The organism is Pseudoalteromonas sp. C12FD-1, from assembly GCF_037414265.1.
Lineage (GTDB): Bacteria > Pseudomonadota > Gammaproteobacteria > Enterobacterales > Alteromonadaceae > Pseudoalteromonas.
Map to the genome: position 1 here is coordinate 94,816 of NZ_JBBEVD010000037.1, position 19,671 is coordinate 114,486.

A 19,671-nucleotide genomic window follows, 5' to 3' on the forward strand; every position below is an offset into this window, starting at 1 on the left:
TGTGCTAGAGAAAGATGTTGGTAACGCCTTGCTAGCGCAATGCAAAAGCTACCACAGCAGCTTGCCACTATGCCACTGCTAACGTGTAAGTGTCTTTATGCGGCTCCAATTCGATCTCGTAATCTTCTTGGTAATTGTCGAGTGCCTTAACAACGCTTTGAACATCCACTTTAAAGAACTCTTTGCGATGATTTACTAGGTTGACTCTTTGTTTGCTGAATTCGTTATGTAGAAATTTCTCTAAACTGGGGGCATCTTCCGAATATATATATGCTTGGACATCAAACAGTTCTGGTACAGAAGCATCTCCGAGTTCTTTGACTCTCTCATCTGGATTTGCTCTTCGAGTCATGCCAATTTTTACCATCCCCTCCCCAAATGATACCCTATTAGAGATTATATAAACGTAACCAGCTCGTGTTTGTTGAGCGAGCGATTGTGCGCGAACCTCTCTTTTCTTCAACACTTCCAGTTCCAATTTGTGCAGCTCGTACAGTTCCTTTTGCTCATCAGAGCTGGACTCTAGTTTGCTCAACTCCTGCGCAACCAGCTTCTCCATAATCTCACGATCTTTCCTAGCTTTATTCACAGCATCAATTATACGCTTTTCTTCTCGCTCTGCTTCTTTCGCTATACGTGCTTCCTCACGTTGTTCTTCTTTGATGTCAGCTTTGATCTGGTTCAATTCATATGTTAGTTGGAGCTCTTTATTCTTTAACCTGAAATAACTTTCAGACAATTGCGTCTTAACTATACGGCCTGAGTTGTTTATATCGTCGAATGTTTCACGGGCGCGTTGAGATAGCCTATTGATGTTGTTCCAATCAACCATTGAACATGCCGCTTTAAACTCATTATCTAAACAGCGGATCCGGAGTTTTATTTCACGATTGAATAGTTTTGTAGCGCCAGCTTTGCGACCATTAACTCTTACATCTTTACTCATACTGCAGATACAAGCTGTTTTGTTTTTTACCATTTCCTTTAAGTCTTCTTTAACTTGAGCAAGTTTTGCTTCAATTTTTCTGACTTCTTTCGTTTCCGATATAAATGCGTAAGAAGTATCATCAGAAGTACCCACGCCAAGGTTGTACAATGAAAGCTTTTTTTGTTGTCACGTAGTCTGCTGAATGTCTTATTGTACTTTATCTGTAAGTCTGAATATTTCTCTTTAATTTGTTTTAGCTTGTCTTCTGCCCTCGATACAGGGAAGTACGCATCTCTAACTTTCTTACCATCTGCTTCGACCATTTCAAGCGCTGCGCATGATTTCCTCCACAAGAAAAATGCACCTAATGCACAAATGAATAATATAATTGTTATGAGCATGGTTATGTCCTTATATTGATGCCGGAATTGACCCAGTTAGGTTTTCGTGCGATTGCTTGTTCATTGCTTCACGAATCAAAATACTTTCTCTGTATTCCTTGGCTTCTACATCAAAGTACCAGTCGCTTGACACATTCAGTTCGTCCATTGCAGCTTTTACTTGCTGGGGGCTTACCTTGAAAAACTCCTTTCGATTGTTTTCCACATTCACTCGTTGTTCGTCAAACTTTCTATGAAGTTTCTTTTCTATTTCTGGAGCATTCTGCACAAATGCCATCGTGTGCACATCAAATTTAAACGGTACGCTTGCGTCACCGAGTTCATTAATGCGATCCATCGGTTCGAGTCTACGAGTCATTCCGATTTTAACAACACCCTCTCCAAAACTACCTAGGTTTGAAATGACATATATGTAGCCGACCTTTGTGATCTGTGCTTGCGAGGTTGCGCGTTGAAATTTATTTTCTAACTTGGCAATTTCAGATTTCATCTTTTGGATTCTTTCTTCCATGACTTTAGCGCTTGCCCCGTGCAGTTTTAAAGCTAAGGCTTGGGCTTTTTTCAGATCAGAGCTCCGGTAAGATATCTCGTCTTCAAGGTCATCGGTTTCATCTCCGGATTGATTATTTTGCTCACGGAGGATAGCTTGTTGTTTTTTCCTCTCCGCTTTCTGTCTTTCTCTGTATAAAAGTTCTCGATGCCAAGCGTTTAACTCATTGATTTTCAAATTAAAGAATTCTTCTGAGATGGTTACATTAGCCGTCTCGCCCAGTTTACCAAGTTGTTCGTTTACACGATGTAGTTTATTAACCGCCGTATCATAAGTTGAATGGCGCATTGTTTTTCGTATGGCATCAAATTCTGCATTGAATGCTTTGAGCGAAAGATATCGGTAATCTTCGACCATTCGTGCACCAGTTTTATCGCAGCCAAACCATTCCCATTTTGAGTATGCGTCTGTTGCCAGGCCTCTGCTTATGACACGATACTGATCCGCATAACATTTATTGATTTGAGCTTTAAGTTCCTCTCTGTCATCAAAACTATAAACAGGTGGCAGTAATCCAACTTCGATATATTGTCTCTCTAGCTCAAGCTTCTCAGTGGATTCCTCGAGTGTTTTAAAATGTTCTTGACCAGAAGTGATTTTCCTTTCCACTTCTTCTAACTCACCTTCAAGTTTGGCAACCTGATTTTCAACAGATTCCTTTTCAAGGTTTTCCTTTTGACGTTGAATTTCAGCAATTTGTTCAATTCGTTTCGTGTGATTAGATTTCGCTTTGATGGCGAGAACAATTATGGCTCCGCAAAATAGCGCCCATAAGTAAACGTGTATGTCTATTCCCTCAATCATATTTCCCTTCATTTTATTATGCTTTTGGATTACCTTATCTTTTGTATGGAATATATTCAACACTACCTCCGAACAGGAACTTCCTTAATCGCACTTTTGTCGAAATCCAAACCATAATTACCATATCAACATGCTCAGCTTTTACATTTATTAACGTGTAGTGGTTTTCAATTATTGTCGGGCTGAACTAGTCGATGAAAATTACTTTCATGCTGTCCTTGAAGCCGTAAAGGGTATTGCAGAATGAATTCGCAATATGTCATCTTTAACAACAGATGGCGCAGATCTATTTAATACCGCGTTTTCTGTTAAGCACCCAATCTTAAAGATAAACGCTCTGAGAACAGATACAGAAATCAGTGAACAAAAAGGCTTTAGCAATATGATTGTAGGGTTGTTTGGCGCAGTTAGGAATCCTGTAGCTCGTGCGCCAAAAACATCGTGGCCCATGAGTGAGCTAGATGCACTGGATATTTTGTCTACGGTATCATTTATTCACAGGAAGCTAGACAATGCCCATTAAAGCTAAAATTGTGTGTAACACCCGTGTTAACAAGGCTATCAAAAATCGTTCCGGCCAAAGAACGGCCTCCACTGGACGCGCTAACGCGCGTCTTTTATAGCGGCGTTACAAATGTCCGCTTGTGGCACAAAGCACGCATTCGTCATAACTCATTTTTGTCCAGAGACGGGTTATAAATATAACTCGCCTTTGCCCCTTTTCTTCTTAACGTAATTCCTCAGTGACGGATCGCGCCACTGAAGTAACCGAACTTTTTCTCATAGTTACCCACAGAGAAACTGAGGCGAAAACTTACTCTTACTGCCAAAATTGGAGTATCCAGCCTGATAGTGTCAGGCTGCATTTTTATGCGAGCTAACTAAGGAGCATGGCTATCAACTAAACCTAGCTGCGTTCATCACAACCAATTGAGTCCAATAATTTATGGCGATATGCTAGTTACTGGCCAGTCTCTATAATTGGCTTATGCAAAGAAGGTGATAGCACTGTACCGATAGAGGCAATAACGATAGTTCCGATACCAAAACACTGAAGAAGGGTTAGCTGTTCACCCAGTATTAAAAAGCTAACAATTGTTCCAATCAGTGGCTCCCCACTCGTCAACACACCGTATGTGTTCGTAGGTAATCTACGTAATGCAAACATTTCCAGCATTAAAGGAAGCGCACTCGACAGTAATGCAATAGCAACGACCCATAGCACTACCTCGATATCCAAAGAAACGTATGCAGCGGTTATATCTCCGAAAGGGATTACAAACAATGAAGCAAAGATCAAACCTAATGCAGGTGCTTTACTTCCATAGTGTTTTCCCGCTTTCTTGCCCACAAGGATGTAAGTTCCCCAGAAAAATGCGGCAACTAACGCATAAAGTAACCCCACCATATCTAAGTCACTCACTTGTGATGACGACGGTAATAAAAAATAGATACCAATTGCAGCTAATAGTACCCATATGTAATCCAAGCGATTCTGAGAGTAAACGGCAGCAACGCATAAGGGGCCTGTAAGTTCGATGGCAAGCGCAACGCCAACGGGAACCGTTTTTATCGCTAGATAGAAAAAAAAATTCATCCCCGCTACCGCAGCGCCATAAGCAAGCACTATAAGGAAACCTTTTCTCACAAAGCGAACTTCCCAAGCTTTCAGCCCAAAAAACAAGATTATCGCGGATAAGATCAGACGAAGAACGGTTATATTCTCTGGGGTTAGAGTTGAGAACATGGATTTAGCAATTGAAGCCCCTGCTGTAATTAAGATCATGGCAATCAGGATCGCAGTGGCTGCCGCACTAATCTCGAACTTGCTTGATTTAAGATACATAGGCCTACCTCTATAAAGTAATGATGAATTTAGATAAAATTTATCTTAAATGGCTGGATTGATGGGTTAATATTTATGTCATTTCAATAATTTTTATCAATTTTGTTTTAAAAGAGGACTTGAATTACATGGATGCGTTAGATATGAAAATCCTAGAGCAACTGCAGATTGATGCAAAAGCCGCTATGAGTTCGATAGCAGAGAAAGTCGGCCTCTCAGAGCCCGCTTGTTACCGTAGGGTCAGGCATTTGAGAAACAGCGGTGTGATTGAGCGTGAAGTGGCTATAGTCAATCCCAAAAATATGGGGTGGTCATTGAGTATGTTAGTTATGGTCACGTTCGAGAGAGATCACAATTCTATTGTCAATAAATTCTTGGCAAGAGTTAACAAGGAACCAGAAGTGGTGAATTCTTGGGTTGTGACTGGTGATCACGATGTTGTTTTACAGGTGCTATCTACCGATACGGATGCATTCGATGAGTTCACAAACCGAGTTTTACACAAAGATGACAGTGTGAAATATTTTAGAACCTCGGTTGTTCTAAAACACTCAAAAGCACATGGTGCAGTTCCGCCTTCTATATGACTTTATCTGTGTTGCATATTCTGCGTGTTATCACTGCATAAAGTGAACCTGATATAGTAGTATCGAGGATACGCGATTATGCCCAATTCCTTCCAAACCAGGCACTTTGCTCAACTGTGTCTGGTTGCGTTTTGGGATATCTAAAGTTATTCGGTGATAGATAAATTAGAAAAAACACTGACGCGTTTTTGTCCAAAAACGAGTTTAACTGACCATCTTCTTCTCACTCAAATAAGACCCCGAAAAGTGGCTCATATAGCCTATCTACGTTAATAAAAAACAGAAGCATATTTCCAATAACTACCTTTAAGCGCTATAAACGGAAGTTTGATTCCTAAATATAGCAATATAGGCTTACAAACCAGAAGTTTACTTCCGTTTTGTACTTTTAGATTATAATCCTATATCTATTGAGCACTGGGAAATACAATTTGTTATTTAACCTATACTACCAGCCATAAAATCAAATAGTGCTGGCTACAATTTGCCAACCATCCTTCGTGAAGGCGTTATAAATATTGGAAAGTTTAAGCAATTAAACCACGCAATGTACAAAGGATTAAAACTGGACTTAGTAAAGGTAATTTACGAATTAAACCTGCAACATCTACAGTGCCAATAGGTGCTCGTAAAATACCATAAAGTGAGTTCCTGAATTTGTGATTTATTAAAGTCCGCTAGCTAAATCATACAATCTAGGTAAAGGGTTTAAATGAGTTTTGTTTCAAATTTAACCTTTATTTCACCCAGCTCTTCATATGTTATTTTTATCTCTTTATTTATATCCATCTCCATAAGGCCATTATATGAGCCGGTTATAAACACTTGGTTTTTTTCTAACTTAAACCCATTTGCAGATAAAAAATTAATAGCCCAATACAAGGGAAACTGAGGTAACTGGCCGGGGTGCTGTCCTGTAACAATAAAGCTATTGTCGCCTTCTTGCTCCACTATAAGCGTTATATTATTACTCTCATATGCTTTTTCTAGGCTTACTTCTGGGCCGATATACACACCTTGATTAGATAAACCGTCGGCAAGTTTTTCAAACTGTGTAGCTTCGTATTGCTTGCTAAACCTGTTTTCAATAAGCTCTAATGCTAGATGCGCACTGCCTACAGCATTATCTATTTGTTCATTTGTATATACCTTCAACGCACTTAAGTCTTTGTTTAATATAAAAGCAATCTCAGGCTCTATCAGCGCTTTGTTATTTTTTGTATTTAACGAGCACGTATTAGTGTCATTAATTGGTTTATGAAGCAACGGCGCTAAAGTAATTGCTCCATTGCTTGGCGGAAGCATACATTTCCAACCGTAAACTTTCCCATCATTTAGCTTTATCATCAATTTATGAATTGCTAAAACGTCTTCAATCGAGCCTGGCGTTAAACCATCAGGGAGATCAGAAACGCCATTACGGCTATCTCTTTTGCTTAATAAGTGTGCGGCTATATGCTTAAACTTTTCTGAATTGTCCATTTTATTGCCTTTAGGTAATACACCACTTGTGTTGTGACGAGAAAATTATGGTTAGATTAATAATACCTTGGATACACCAATAAACATACTATCTTTACCTTAATAGCATCTATTGTAACCTTTCTAATAAATACGCGCGTAATGTCGGGCTATGGATTTGCTCAATTAATTCATTCATATTTGCGCTAGATGTGCCTGTATAGTCGATATAGCTTTTGATAGCGAAATACTTCGATTGTTCGCCTTCCAGGGTAAATATCCATTCTCGTGCATCACTTAATTCATGTTCTGGCCATTGACTGATAACAGAATAAGCTAGATTAGGTTGAAATGATGGAGGATAACTATAAAACTCATCTTGTACCTGCTGCGAGTTATTTTTAGTAAGAGTTTGCGCTAGTTGGTGTTGAATAATATGTCGCTTGTTACCGGCTATCTCAGTGTGGACTTCAAGGTAATTTAATAGCTGCGTTGGGTCTAAGTTAGCCCAGCTTTGTAAAAGCCTGAACTCTGCCTCTTGTTTAATTTTTTCATTATTTAAGTTATTCAACCATTCGATCCCGTCATAGGGCGATACAGCTACTTGGCTGCTCAAATAGTCATCAACAATACTTTGATCTGAATGAAGTATTTCAAAATTTAAAATAATGCTTCCAGCTAGCGATAAGTCATCTGTAATTAAGAAATGTATTACTTGGCTTACATATAACATGTACTCTGGCGTTTCATATTGCTCATCCAGCCAATGGACACATTCATATGGTGCGTCTTTGGCCCAATTAAGTAAATGGTTGCTTATGGTTTTTATACGTAACTCTTTATCTTTGATTAACAACGCCTTATCAAGTATGGCCTTATAGGTTGGCTTTTCTTTTTCAAGATCTTTTGCATGTGAAGCTTTAGACTTAAGCTTTTCTTTTGAGTGTTTCGTATTATTTATTTCAAAATGCATTTTCGCAGAAGTTTCTTCAATAACTTGCTCATTGTCACTTGCTTGTATTAAATAAGCATAACCACTAATAATTAGTAAACTAATGCCAATTATCCACTTGCCGTTTAAATTTATCTTTTTCATACCCCCTCCAAAGAAGTAGATGCCTGAAACCTATAAATAAAGTGCCTCAATCCTTCGAGGCCAGGATTTGTAAGCTTAATTAACCGTTATGGTTAATTTATCTACTTTCCCTTTGTTCTTAGTTTTAACCGTAATAGTCGCTGTGCCTTTGCTCCTCGCTTTTACAACTCCAGCACTGTTCACAGTTGCCACGTTCTTATTGCTTGATGAATAAATGACTTTCTTGTTGGTTGCACAGTTTGGAAGAACTGTGCTTTCTAGCGTTGTAGACTGGCCCTTTCGAAGTGTTTGTTTTGCTGCACTTAGTTGAACACTATTAACAGCTACAAAAGTGTTAGGACATGACTGCCCCTCGCCTGGATCAGAGTTGTTATTGCCCACCTTTACCCACGTTCTTACATAATCAACTTCCATTGATGTTGGGAAGCCTTCGGCTGATTTATTCGCTGATGGGTAAAATTGATTACATTTCCATTGTGTATGCGGCGCGCGTAAGCCTTGTGATAATGTGAGATTCATTTGACGATGCCAGTATAAGTTATCCTTTTCGCCCACAATTTCACCATCTACGTACCAAGTGATTTTGTCTTTAGTCACATTGACACCATAGGTGTGAAAGTCATTTCGAGGATCGAAAGGTAGATGGTATCCGTTATGGTTTGTCTGAGGAAACGAGCCTGGGCGCATCCATGTTGGTTTGCCATTTTTTACCACAATATTGTGTAAGTCATGATCAGACTCTCTCACGGCACTTTTTTGAGTAAGTTCTACTACGTCTATTTCGCTATATTGGACATCCCCTTCTTTCGTTAATGAACGGTCAATGGTGCTATACATCCAAAACGCAGGAGATACACCAGGAAATGTGCTCGCTCCCTTAATTCTTGCTTCGTAATAACCGTAGTTACCTGTAGCTCTTGATTTAGCAACACCCGAGGTATAATAAAGTGGATAATTTGTAACTTGCTGCTGGTTACAACCGTCCCAAAATGTACGCTGATGAGACTCTCTTTTAGTGGTTAATTTTAGTTTTCCGTTTGATACTGTCGCATTTTCATTTTTCCACGACCATACACCATAGTTTTCGGTTTGAAAGTTCCACTTTGTAGCATCTTTTATATCAAACTCATCTGAGCGCTTCGCTTGTAAAATCCATGTTTCGCCTGGTTTTGCAATAGGTGGTTGTATATCAGCCGCTTGAGCTGCTGAATTTAATATAAGCATACTTAATGCTGATAGAGGGAATATCACAATATTTTTAGGTTTCATTTATTTATCCATCCTTTGTTGGTGTGAACTGAGCCACAGCTCAGCAATAGATACAGTGTTATATTCGATTAGTTTAGATATACAGATACGTAAAACTTACCTGTTAAGCTAACTCTCACTACTCGCAAAAAATTAAGCTGAGCGAGTGGGTATATTTAATATTTATATACAACACCAAACCTCAAAAAATGGTTTTACTGTTCTCTAAAAATGGCTTTTAATCGTTATTTAGTTGTAGTTTTAGCTGGAAAAAGTACGTTTAAATTGCTTGGGCGTGTAGTTTGTTCGTTTTTTAAAAACCGTCGCAAAGTAGTTTGAGTTATTAAAACCGACTTCGTAAGCTGTTTCTGTAACAGACTTTTTTAGTAATACTTTTTTAGCCTGCTCTATTCTTACTTCAACAATTTTATTATTGATTGTCTCATCCGTAGCTAACTTAAATTGCTTAACAAGATAAGAGCGACTTACGCCAACGGAAAGAGCAACCGTGTCTATATTTATATCTTTGTAGTAATTGTTTTCTATATATAGAAGTGCATTTTCTACAACGCAATTATTAATATGAGCCTGCTTCATCTTACTATCGATATACTCATTATTATTTTCTTGTTGCTGTTTACTTTTACAAAGCGATGAGTTTACTTGCCTGCTGAAATTAGTTTCATTAGAGTTAAAAGGTGAGCTAAGTACTTGTTTATTTTGACAAGTGGTTATTTGTAAAGGATTAGCAAGATTGCTTTTAGTTTCAATGAGGTAATTTTCAATTTGCATACCTTTTAACATAGTACCGAGCCAGATTAATCCACATAGACTAGTGCCTGAATAATACGTAACCCAATGCTCTGCCATACTGCCAAAAATGGCGATAAAACCTAAACTAATTGCGCTGTATATATAACCTTTGTTTTGTGATTTTGCTGTGTTCAGCAATAGATAGCAACATGGGATAATTAACAAAACCATAAAGGTGATGCTCTGGAGTTGGTAAATATGAGTTAGTTTAAGCCAGCCAATGGGCGGTATTATTACCCCAAAGTCTTCAAGTACGTTAATTTTAGGATGCTGTAATTCTGTTAAAACTAAAAAACACAATGAAAAAACTAATCCAAAGCTGTAACTAAAACACATAACTGGCTTAGGTAATATAACATTCGAAAATCTAAAAAGTGCTATTATCAGAGAAGGTAAACCAATCCAAAAAAATAAAATTGTTCGCCCTAATTGGATATAAGGCTTGGCGTACTCAATAGGAAGAATATTAAAAGCAGGGCCGCATAAATAGAAAATAAAGGTTGCAAAAAACACAGCAAAATAGTTATACGACGAACTAAAGCGCCGTCGCTCGAGAGAAAAGTACACAAACGCAGTAAAAAAAATAGTTGCAACTAACATTGGCACGATGCAACGCAAAAATACCCCCCACGTCAATAGATTGTCTATCACACCTTTTCGCCTTATACCCAAAAACAATACATAGTATGTTTATATAAATATAACAAATAGGCCAGAAATAAATTGTAACTAAAGCGTTAAATTCAATGTATTTCATTCAGGTATTTTTAAATAAGCGCCAAATTGTAACAACAAAATAATAAAGCTAAATAAATTCTTTGCTTGACGCATAAACATATGATGTTTAGATTCGTGAAATGTAAGGCCGCGGTTTTACTATTTATACACTGACTTCTATCTATAACAATAAGGAGAGTTACAATGCACATTAAAAAGAAACTAGTACTTGCTATATTAACTTCACTATCAAGCTATTCGTCCGCACACGCTTCTGATGTTTCTGCTACCGCTAAGGACAATGATGATACAGAAATAATTGTCGTGACTGGCGTGCGCTCCAGCCTAGAGGCTGCATCATCACTAAAGCGCTACAGTGATAGTGTTCAAGACAGTATTGTTGCTGAAGATATTGGTAAATTTCCTGACCAAAATGTTGCCGAATCCTTACAGCGTATACCTGGTGTATCAATTAATCGCGTTAATGGCGAAGGCTCAAAAATAACAGTCCGCGGTTTTGGTCCCGAATTTAACGTTGTTACTTTAAACGGACGCACACTGGCAACGTCTGAAATAGGCCGCTCTTTTGATTTTCAGGTATTAGCTGCAGAGCTCATATCGGGTGCAGACGTCGTAAAATCTCCTACAGCTAAAACGCCAGAAGGAAGTATTGGCGCATATGTCAACGTTAAAACCGCACGTCCATTAGATAACCCCGGATTGCACATACTAGGCTCAATAAATGCTAAATATAGTGATCTATCTGGCGAGAGCAGCCCTGAATATTCTGCTTTGTTTAGCAATACCTTTGCTGATGAAACACTTGGCTTTAACATTGCGCTATCGCAACAAAAAAGTGATAACCGATACGACTCAATGGGTACAACTCGTTGGTTATTGCTTAATAATGAACCCGGCGTTATTGAAGGCGATATTCATAATCTAAATGGTGATGTGGTTACACCCAGTATGCTTCGCCATGCCGGGCGAATTGAATACGCATTAGGTCAAGAAAGCCGTGAACGCATAGGTGTTAATACCAGCTTACAATGGGCGCCCGATTCAAGCTTTACCAATACGTTTGATTACATGTATACCGACCTCTCGGTAGAAACGCAAACGCAAGGTTTACAAGCTGGTTTGCAGTATCCTAATTGGCGAAATGTAGTTGTATCAGACAATGGTACTATTTTGTCAGGTACTAAGTTTTCAGGTAGAACACAGGGAGGAACCGGAGAGAATGTCGATTTTAGAATTGATGGTTTGTTCCAAGAGCTTGAATCAAAATCAAAAACGCAGGCATTTGGGTTTAATTCTGTAAAGGAATTTGATTTATTAACGCTCGAATTCGACATAGCCCATTCAACATCTAAATCAACGCCGCGTAGCGATCTATTAGTGCCGAATTATATTTCACCAGATCGAAACGATAGTTTAAATTTCGATTTTAGAAACACTGACACCGTAAATTTAAATACCACTATCGATTATGCTTCGCCGTCAAGCGTTAGGGCTCACTGGAACCAAGTTTCACATTATGAATTAGAAGACACAATTACGGAGCTACAAACAAAAGGAAAATACCTACTCGATCTAGAGTTCACTGAAAGCCTAACCCTCGATTCAATCGATTTTGGGATTGCGTACTCGGACCGTGAAAAAATAAGAGATCGCTATGAAACTTTCCATGAAGATAACTGTGGTTTAGTTGCGCCAGATGCCGATATTTGTGGTGAGCTTAGAGACATGCCAGATGATATATTTTCAGCAAGCCCCTATTCAGACTTTTTAAGTAGCGAGCAAGGTAATTTCCCTCGTGATTTTTTGTTTGCAGATATCAATAAATATCATAGTGCAATTGCCCAAATGACAAAAAACCCCAATTGGCCAAATGAGCAATATAATGAGATCGCATCATCAAAAGTAACTGAAGAAAAAATAAGTGCTTATAGTCAATTTAATTTTAGCGGCTTGGTTAATGATTATGATTGGCGTGGTAATTTCGGTGTGCGTTATGTAAAAACTGAAACAAAATCTTCAGGATATGGAAAACGCCGCTTAGGGTATACAGGTGAGCTTGATAATGGCCAACCATTATTAGTTGTAGAGTATACAGATTCAGGAATTCTTGAAGCAGAAAATAGTTATACCAATTGGCTACCCAGCGCTAATTTTAGTATTAACTTATCAGATAATTTATTAGTCAGAGCAGCAGCTGCAAAAGTGATGTCTCGCCCTGCCATCGACGATATTGGTGTGCAAACAACCTATACTGATATGCAAGCGGGCAGTTTTTCGCAAACAGGTGGAAACCCTTATTTAGCGCCTTATAAAGCCAACCAATATGACTTATCTTTTGAATATTACAGTGACAGTGGTGATGCATACGCAATTAACTTTTTTAGAAAAGATATATCGAGTTCAATTGGGCAAGTTACCTACCTAGATAGTACCCCTGATATTTGGGATGGAGAGCAATATGTTGATTCTTCAGTTAGTATCGATGGGTACGGAAATGTTAACGAAACCATTAATACTAAACAAAACCAACCTGGCGGAACAATTAGCGGGGTAGAGTTAGCTTTACAACATAATATGGACTATTTACCGCGCTTTTTAAATGGCTTAGGGGTACAAGCAAATTATACGTGGGCCGACACTAAAAACAATAACACTCAAAAGATAGACCTCCCTGGTGTAACTGACCCAGGTGATAAGCTGGAGGGGTTTGCCGAAAATTCATATAACATTGTTGCCTACTACGACAAAAATGCATTTCAAGCACGCTTAGCATATAACTGGCGCGATGACTTTTTAAGTAGCCGAGCTGGTGTAAAAAGTGGCGGATTACCAGAGCACACTGCAGCCTATGGTCAGCTTGACTTTAGTATGTCTTATGCACTAAATGATAACTTTACGATCACAGGTGAAGCAATAAATATAACTGATGAACGCGTTTATCAGTACGCAGATATAGAGGAGAGAGTGATAAATGTGCAGTACACAGGCCCACGATATCGAATAGGCTTACGCGCCAAGTTCTAAGTACTAAAATAAATATTCCAAATTGCAATAAAGATCGCTTTTACGCGATCTTTTTTCGCAAAAGCAGTAGGCTTAAATTATGTATATTAGCCATCAATATAGGCCTTTACCTCCGCCCCTGCATTTAAATCTATGGAGCTAATATTCTTTATTATAGGTTATGTTACGTTGACTATATAAACATATTATGTTTATATATTAAGTATGAGCGAACTTATATATTACGACCTTAAACAAACATCTGGAATGGCAGCAAGCCTTTCTGTGCAAGTTGCTAAAGAAATTGGCAGGCGCATTGTGTCTGGCTCATTTGAAGCAGGCAACTTAATTGATGATGAAGATGCATTAGCTAAACGCTACCAAGTGAGTCGTGTAGTTGTGCGCGATGCTGTTAAAATTTTAGTTAGCAAAGGGCTCCTAGATGTACGCAGAGGTATTGGTACTCGTGTGCTACCTCGAGATAGATGGAATATGCTCGACGATGACGTTTTAGCATGGCATTTATCAGCGCCACCTAATCGCAAGTTTTTAGAGCAATTAATGGATGTACGTTTGGCTTTTGAGCCAAAAGCTGCTCGCTGGGCTGCAGAGCGCGCACGACCTGAAGATTTAATCGAAATAGCCACGGCATGCGAGCGTATGGCAAAAACCGATAACAGTGCAGAAGATTTTATTATTGCAGACTCCCTTTTTCATAAAGCCATTATAAAAGCTGCTCAAAATAGCTTTTTAGCCTCAATGGAAGGCGTTATTTATTCAGCTCTTTTAGTGAGTATTAAAGTAACGAATAAAGACCCACGTGATAATGGTGCATCTATTCCATTTCATCGTGAAGTGTACGAAGCTATTGCTGCAAAAGATGGCGATAAGGCTGAACTACTAACCGAAAAACTCCTCAAAGACGCCAGTTTTCGCCTTTCCGCGACAGTAAATAATAAATAGCCATTGTTTATTGTCGCAAATTCATATAAATAGTACGTATAAATAAATTATACGGACACGAAGATACTATGAGCGAACTAACGTACTACGATCTAAGACGCAGCAATGCGATGTCACCGAGTCTACCTGTTCAGGTAGCAAAAGAATTAGGTCGTAGAATTGTTGCTGGCACCTACACTCCTGGTACACTAATTGACGATGAGAACCGCTTAGCTGAACGCTTTCAAGTAAGTCGAGTCGTTGTTCGCGACGCAGTAAAAATTCTTGTTGGTAAAGGCCTTTTAGATGTACGCAGAGGTATAGGAACCCGCGTAAAAACCCGTGACAACTGGGCTTTACTTGATGACGATGTATTGGCTTGGCATTTAAGTGCCCCGCTTAACCCTGAGTTTTTAACTCAATTAATGGAGTTTCGTTTAGCATTTGAGCCAAAAGCTGCAAGTGTCGCTGCTCAGCGTGCAACCCCTGAAGATGTTAAAGCCATTGAAGATGCGTTAAATGAAATGCAAAGCTCAGTAAGCGATTTAGATAAATTTGTGATTGCTGATGCACATTTTCATGGTGCTATACTTCGCGCTTCACACAATGAACTATTTATATCTATGGAGTGTGTTATTTTTTCAGCTTTACTTGTGAGTATTAAAGTAACTAACCAAAGTGCAGAAAGTAACCATGCCTCGATTCCATTTCACAAAGAAGTGTTTGATGCAATTGCAAAAGGTGACAGCGATAAAGCGCTTGCTTTAACCGAAAAACTATTAGCAGATGCTAAAGCTAATTTAGCCAAATTAATGAATATCTGAATTAAATAGCGGCACTAACAAATCATTTAAAGTGAGAGGAATGATTAGCTAATGCCGCAAACACACAACGCTTTTAAAACTTAATTATTTATAAGTAGTATGCTGCATACTTTTTGGCATTAGCTGTAAATTCTTCTAAGCCCATGCCTGCTTTGTACAAGCCACTACCTAAGCCAAAACCAGATGCCCCCGCATTAACAAATTCATCTTGATTTTTCGGTGACACACCACCAACAGGGTAAATATTAATACCCGAAAGCACGGCTGTAATTGCTTTTAAACCTTTTGGGCCGGCTGTATCTGCTGGAAAAAACTTAAGCGCGTCTGCCCCGGCATGTAATGCAGCAAACCCTTCTGTCGGCGTGTAAAACCCTGGTACGCAGTACAGTCCTTTTGATTTACTAAAACGGATCAGCTCTACATCGCTATGCGGCGAAATAATAATACGCCCGCCCGCTTCAATCACTTTTTCAACTTCGTTTTTGGTAACAACGGTGCCTGCGCCAATAATCGCAATATCAGCATATTTGCCGCTTAACAGTTCAATGCTTTTAAAAGCATCTGGAGAGTTTAATGGCACTTCAATAACGCGGTAACCGATATCAATAAGCACCTTTGCATAATCGAGTACTTCGTTGGGTGTAATACCGCGCAAAATAGCAACTAATGGTAATTGCTTCATTGCTTGTGTGAGTGAAATTAATGACATTTTTGACTTTCCTTATCAGTGATCAACCCTGCTTTTACAGCAAGCGTAAACATGCCTATTGTAGAAGCGGTTGCACTGCTTAAAATAGAAGACGTAAAACCGAGCTCTTTTAGGGCTTCGCAATAAAGTGTGTTTAAACTTGAATTACCAATCAGGTAGACATGTTTAATATCGTTAAGCTGGGTTTTGATACCCGCAAGCTCGGCGCCAATCAATAAACCCGAAAGATAACTTGGCACATGTTCTGCTAATAACTGCTTATCTAATTTTAATGTGCGTGCACTAAATAAAGCGCTCAATAAGCTAGTTTTAGTTTGACTAACACCTACCCCTCTTATAAAACTAGGTATGTCTGTCTGGGTAATATCTAATGAATCTAGGCCATCGCTTAAAATGCTATGCTTAGACAGCAAATTAAACATTTCGCCAGTCATAAATGTACTTAAACTCGTTATAACCGTTTTTTGTTTGGTATCCTTTGCAACTTGAACCCATTTTGAATGCGTCCCAGGTAAGCAAAACATTGTTTCACTCAATGTTTTATTAGTAAGTTCACCAGAGTGCTTTTCCACGGCTAAAACAGCACCAAACACCTGTACCTCTTCACCACGCATTACATCGCATACGTTATTCTCCATCACATACTTTACGCCAGGAACAATACGAATATTTAAATTAGATTTGTTTTTTGCAAGCTGTAAATTATTTGCCATATCAGCTGAGGTACAAGGTGTATTTACGTAACCTGTATCTTGCCAGCCAATTGCACCGCCCACCATGCCAGCCATCATAATGGGTAACTTCTTGTCTGCTATCCACGATGATATATAATCAAGTAACACGGTTTCTATACATCCGTTTTTTATATTTAATACACCAAGCTCACCGGTCACTGTATCTAAAATAGTGCCTTCGTTATTGATTAAAAAAGCTCTAAAATTAGAGCTTCCCCAATCAACAACAATCAGCACCGGTAAGTTACTATTGCTGTTGTTCATCAAGCTGTCCTTAACTATTAAATTGATACTTCGTAATGTTTAATAAAGTCAAGATCTGGCTCTATTCCAAGACCTGGGCCTTTTGGAAGTGCAACAGTGCCATTGTTATTTTTAACCTGCTCATTTATGTTTAACGACTCTTGCAGTAACTGCTCCCTAAACAAGTTAGGTGTTGTATCGTATTCCAGCATAGGCTGTACAGGGTGTGCAGCCCCAGGTAAATCGGGAAGGGCTGCCAATAAGTGCAGATTAGTACCTACGGCAACAGCTGAGCCCCACACATGATTTACTACAGGAACAAAATGCGCATGCGCTATAGCCAATACTTTTTGATATTCGGTAATACCGCCAAGCGCACACACTTCGGGTTGTAATAAATCAACACATCTATTTTTAATTAAATCTCTGAAGCCCCAGCGAGTAAATTCAGCTTCGCCACCGGCAATACTCATATCAAGCGCTTCACATAAATCACGGTAGCCCTGGTGATCTTCTGGCGCAACCGGTTCTTCAAACCAGTAAACACCTAAGTTTTGTAGTTCACGACCTAATGGAATAGCTTCTCGCGCAGTATAAGCATGGTTAGCATCAACCATTAAACGCATATCACTGCCAATTCCTTTACGCACAGCCTCAACAAGCTTTACATCACGCTCAGGAGAGAGACCAATTTTCATTTTCATGGCCGTAAAGCCCATTTCTTTTATGCGTTGGCTTTCTTCGGTAAAGCGTTCTTCTAAATTAGGGAATTTTTGTAGCATCATGCCGTAGCCATAAGCCGGAATTCGCTCTCTAAAAGCCCCTCCTAACAATTTATAAACGGGCTGATTTAAAAACTTACCTGCAATATCCCACAGCGCAATATCTACACCAGATAACGACTGAATAGGCATGCCTTTTTGGCCATGATCGCGTAATAAGTTGTAAACTTTGTGCCAAATAACGTCTCTGTCGAGCGGATCCATGCCCAAAATCATCGGTTGAATCACATGTTCAACAATTGTTTTATTGGCAAATGCAACACCGCCACCACCAAAGCACTCGCCCCAGCCAGTAATACCTATATCAGTACGTACTTCAACTAAATGTGCAGTGCGTTTTGCATAGTACTGCTGAGAATAACCTAGCTCTTCCTCTAGGTCGTATTGTAAAACGTGGCTAATAATTTGAGTTATTTTCATTGTCTGTTCCTTAAACCTTTAACGCACGTGAAACACGCTTATAGACGAGGTAATCATCTAAAGCTAATAACGAGCAATCAGCCCCAACACCCGATTGTTTAATGCCAAAGTGCGGTAAATTAATACTGTACTTAATTCCGTTTACTTGTACTTCGCCAAAGCGTAAATGCTTAGCAAAATAAGAAATGGTGTCTTCGTTGTTGCTAAAAATAAATGAGCTTAAGCCAGCATCCGTGTCATTAGCATCGCTAAGTACTTGCTCGTTATCACTAAATATAATAATGCTAATAACGGGCCCAAATATTTCGTCTTGGTATATTTTCATGCTCGAATCAACATTTGTGAGCACGGTTGGTTCGTAAAAATACCCATTAACGCCGGCAGGCTTTTTACCCCCTAATTGCAATTTCGCCCCATTTTGCTGAGCATCCTTCACTAGCTCATCAATACGTTGCCATGAGTTGGCATCCATAACAGGGCCCATATCAATAGCCTCGTTTTTATCAAAACCAACTTTTACTGCTTTTGCACGAGTAAGTACTTTTTCAATAAATTCATCAGCAACGCTTTCGTGTACAAATACACGATTTGGGGTAACACAAATTTGCCCTGCGTTGGCAAATTTAACACCACAAATTACATCGGCCGCGTTATCTAAATTTGCATCGCTACATACAATAGCCGGTGCATTACCACCAAGTTCCATTGAATAACGCTTGATTGACGTAGCACCTGTTGCAATGACATGCTTACCTACATTAGTAGAACCAATTAAAGTAAGTACAGAGGGAATAGTTGACGCTGAAATAGCATCACCTACGGTGCTATCCGTACCCGAAAGTATATTAACTACACCTACTGGCAAACCGATTTTTTCACATAACTCACCTACTGCATATGCAGACAAAGGGGTTTTGCTTGACGGCTTTACTACAAGTGGACAGCCCGCTGCCATTGCTGGGCCTAATTTATAAGCTAAATTTAATAATGGAAAATTCCACGCTAAAAAGGCAGCGGCTACACCCGCCGGCTCGCGGCTCAATGTATGGCTATGCGTACCTTCAGTGTCATTTAATTCTTCATCAACCATATTTACAATAGCGTCGGCATAGAAGGTCAGACTATCAACCAACATTTGATAGTCATCAGCGGTTGAGTCCCACGGTTTTGCCATCTCTAAATGAACGCATTCACGTAGGTGCTCTTCATTTTCAATTACAGCATCACGCAGTTTAAGCATCCACTGTGCACGCTCTTTCGCTGGAGTCGCTGACCAAGTTGCAAACGCGCCTTGCGCAGCATCAAGTGCTAACGACGCTTCATTTATACCCGCTGCTGATATTTGCCCAACAGCTTCAAGTGTTGCAGGGTTAATAACATCAGTTGAAACATCACTGGTTATTAATTTACCGCCAATATACAGTTGTTTAGAAAGCATTCTGTCGCTCCATTATTATCTACAACACCCACTAGGGCTAAATGATTAAAGAAAGACTCACCGGTCTTAATACATAACAACTATTTAAACATATGATGTTTGAA

At 39.2% G+C, this 19,671-nt stretch carries 15 protein-coding genes and 1 pseudogene; 5 read left to right on the plus strand and 11 right to left on the minus strand.

The features are described 5' to 3' along the window. Positions 1-67: 67 nt before the first annotated feature. Together WDB87_RS02975 and WDB87_RS02980 are read right to left on the minus strand one after the other, a co-directional pair. Positions 68-1,096 (minus strand): DUF4041 domain-containing protein, encoded by a 1,029-nt coding sequence (locus tag WDB87_RS02975; protein ID WP_337848972.1) that lies wholly within the window; start codon positions 1,094-1,096, stop codon positions 68-70. Positions 1,097-1,339: 243 nt separating this feature from the next. Beyond that, positions 1,340-2,695 (minus strand): DUF4041 domain-containing protein, encoded by a 1,356-nt coding sequence (locus WDB87_RS02980; RefSeq protein ID WP_337848973.1) that lies wholly within the window; start codon positions 2,693-2,695, stop codon positions 1,340-1,342. 148 nt (positions 2,696-2,843) lie between these two features. On the opposite strand from WDB87_RS02980, the pseudogene WDB87_RS02985 reads away from it, so the two are divergent. Further along, a pseudogene (locus WDB87_RS02985) lies at positions 2,844-3,206 on the plus strand (TIGR02391 family protein). 438 nt (positions 3,207-3,644) lie between these two features. Here WDB87_RS02985 and WDB87_RS02990 read toward each other — a convergent pair. Further along, positions 3,645-4,529 carry an EamA family transporter gene (locus WDB87_RS02990; RefSeq protein ID WP_337848974.1) on the minus strand — a complete coding sequence of 295 codons (885 nt, stop codon included), beginning with the start codon at positions 4,527-4,529 and terminating at the stop codon, positions 3,645-3,647. Positions 4,530-4,657: 128 nt separating this feature from the next. On the opposite strand from WDB87_RS02990, the gene WDB87_RS02995 reads away from it, so the two are divergent. Next, a complete protein-coding gene (locus tag WDB87_RS02995; RefSeq protein WP_337848975.1) occupies positions 4,658-5,116 on the plus strand; it encodes an Lrp/AsnC family transcriptional regulator in 459 nt (152 codons plus the stop codon). A gap of 708 nt (positions 5,117-5,824) precedes the next feature. Here the strand turns inward: WDB87_RS02995 and WDB87_RS03000 are convergent. The 4 genes from WDB87_RS03000 to WDB87_RS03015 form a co-directional block, all read right to left on the minus strand. Beyond that, complete coding sequence (locus tag WDB87_RS03000) at positions 5,825-6,598, minus strand: 2-keto-4-pentenoate hydratase (RefSeq protein WP_337848976.1); 774 nt, start codon at positions 6,596-6,598, stop codon at positions 5,825-5,827. 109 nt (positions 6,599-6,707) lie between these two features. Then, positions 6,708-7,673, minus strand: coding sequence for a hypothetical protein (locus WDB87_RS03005; RefSeq protein ID WP_337848977.1), 966 nt, complete (start codon positions 7,671-7,673; stop codon positions 6,708-6,710). Positions 7,674-7,748: 75 nt separating this feature from the next. Then, positions 7,749-8,942 (minus strand): family 16 glycosylhydrolase, encoded by a 1,194-nt coding sequence (locus WDB87_RS03010; RefSeq protein ID WP_337848978.1) that lies wholly within the window; start codon positions 8,940-8,942, stop codon positions 7,749-7,751. A 240-nt stretch (positions 8,943-9,182) separates the two neighbouring features. Beyond that, entirely contained in the window at positions 9,183-10,385 is a 1,203-nt protein-coding gene (locus WDB87_RS03015) for a helix-turn-helix transcriptional regulator (protein WP_337848979.1), read from the minus strand. Positions 10,386-10,655: 270 nt separating this feature from the next. Here WDB87_RS03015 and WDB87_RS03020 point away from each other — a divergent pair, with 270 nt between their 5' ends. The 3 genes from WDB87_RS03020 (at position 10,656) to WDB87_RS03030 (ending at position 15,241) form a co-directional block, all read left to right on the plus strand. Next, the gene (locus tag WDB87_RS03020; RefSeq protein ID WP_337848980.1) at positions 10,656-13,496 is read left to right on the plus strand and encodes a TonB-dependent receptor; all 2,841 of its coding nucleotides are present in this window, start codon (positions 10,656-10,658) and stop codon (positions 13,494-13,496) included. A gap of 204 nt (positions 13,497-13,700) precedes the next feature. Then, positions 13,701-14,438 (plus strand): FadR/GntR family transcriptional regulator, encoded by a 738-nt coding sequence (locus tag WDB87_RS03025; protein ID WP_337848981.1) that lies wholly within the window; start codon positions 13,701-13,703, stop codon positions 14,436-14,438. A gap of 68 nt (positions 14,439-14,506) precedes the next feature. Further along, on the plus strand, positions 14,507-15,241 hold the full coding sequence (locus WDB87_RS03030; protein WP_337848982.1) for a FadR/GntR family transcriptional regulator: 735 nt from the start codon (positions 14,507-14,509) through the stop codon (positions 15,239-15,241). 88 nt (positions 15,242-15,329) lie between these two features. Here WDB87_RS03030 and WDB87_RS03035 read toward each other — a convergent pair whose 3' ends face one another. Genes WDB87_RS03035 through WDB87_RS03050 form a run of 4 tightly spaced genes read right to left on the minus strand, consistent with a single transcriptional unit; the run spans position 15,330 to position 19,567 of the window. Next, positions 15,330-15,950, minus strand: a complete 621-nt coding sequence (locus WDB87_RS03035; protein WP_337848983.1) for a 2-dehydro-3-deoxy-6-phosphogalactonate aldolase — start codon at positions 15,948-15,950, stop codon at positions 15,330-15,332. Beyond that, positions 15,941-16,948, minus strand: a complete 1,008-nt coding sequence (locus WDB87_RS03040; RefSeq protein ID WP_337848984.1) for a 2-dehydro-3-deoxygalactonokinase — start codon at positions 16,946-16,948, stop codon at positions 15,941-15,943. The genes WDB87_RS03035 and WDB87_RS03040 overlap by 10 nt, the downstream gene beginning before the upstream one ends. Positions 16,949-16,965: 17 nt before the next feature. Next, positions 16,966-18,129 (minus strand): mandelate racemase/muconate lactonizing enzyme family protein, encoded by a 1,164-nt coding sequence (locus WDB87_RS03045; RefSeq protein WP_337848985.1) that lies wholly within the window; start codon positions 18,127-18,129, stop codon positions 16,966-16,968. Between the two features lie 10 nt (positions 18,130-18,139). Then, positions 18,140-19,567, minus strand: a complete 1,428-nt coding sequence (locus WDB87_RS03050; protein ID WP_337848986.1) for an NAD-dependent succinate-semialdehyde dehydrogenase — start codon at positions 19,565-19,567, stop codon at positions 18,140-18,142. Between the last annotated feature and the right edge of the window lie 104 nt (positions 19,568-19,671).

Bases quoted from the DNA above. Each gene is read 5' to 3' on its own strand.
- WDB87_RS02980 (WP_337848973.1), bottom strand. From the start codon at position 2,695: ATGAAGGGAAATATGATTGAGGGAATAGACATACACGTTTACTTATGG.
- WDB87_RS02990 (WP_337848974.1), bottom strand. From the start codon at position 4,529: ATGTATCTTAAATCAAGCAAGTTCGAGATTAGTGCGGCAGCCACTGCG.
- WDB87_RS02995 (WP_337848975.1), top strand. From the start codon at position 4,658: ATGGATGCGTTAGATATGAAAATCCTAGAGCAACTGCAGATTGATGCA.
- WDB87_RS03000 (WP_337848976.1), bottom strand. From the start codon at position 6,598: ATGGACAATTCAGAAAAGTTTAAGCATATAGCCGCACACTTATTAAGC.
- WDB87_RS03005 (WP_337848977.1), bottom strand. From the start codon at position 7,673: ATGAAAAAGATAAATTTAAACGGCAAGTGGATAATTGGCATTAGTTTA.
- WDB87_RS03010 (WP_337848978.1), bottom strand. From the start codon at position 8,942: ATGAAACCTAAAAATATTGTGATATTCCCTCTATCAGCATTAAGTATG.
- WDB87_RS03020 (WP_337848980.1), top strand. From the start codon at position 10,656: ATGCACATTAAAAAGAAACTAGTACTTGCTATATTAACTTCACTATCA.
- WDB87_RS03025 (WP_337848981.1), top strand. From the start codon at position 13,701: ATGAGCGAACTTATATATTACGACCTTAAACAAACATCTGGAATGGCA.
- WDB87_RS03030 (WP_337848982.1), top strand. From the start codon at position 14,507: ATGAGCGAACTAACGTACTACGATCTAAGACGCAGCAATGCGATGTCA.
- WDB87_RS03035 (WP_337848983.1), bottom strand. From the start codon at position 15,950: ATGTCATTAATTTCACTCACACAAGCAATGAAGCAATTACCATTAGTT.
- WDB87_RS03040 (WP_337848984.1), bottom strand. From the start codon at position 16,948: ATGAACAACAGCAATAGTAACTTACCGGTGCTGATTGTTGTTGATTGG.
- WDB87_RS03045 (WP_337848985.1), bottom strand. From the start codon at position 18,129: ATGAAAATAACTCAAATTATTAGCCACGTTTTACAATACGACCTAGAG.
- WDB87_RS03050 (WP_337848986.1), bottom strand. From the start codon at position 19,567: ATGCTTTCTAAACAACTGTATATTGGCGGTAAATTAATAACCAGTGAT.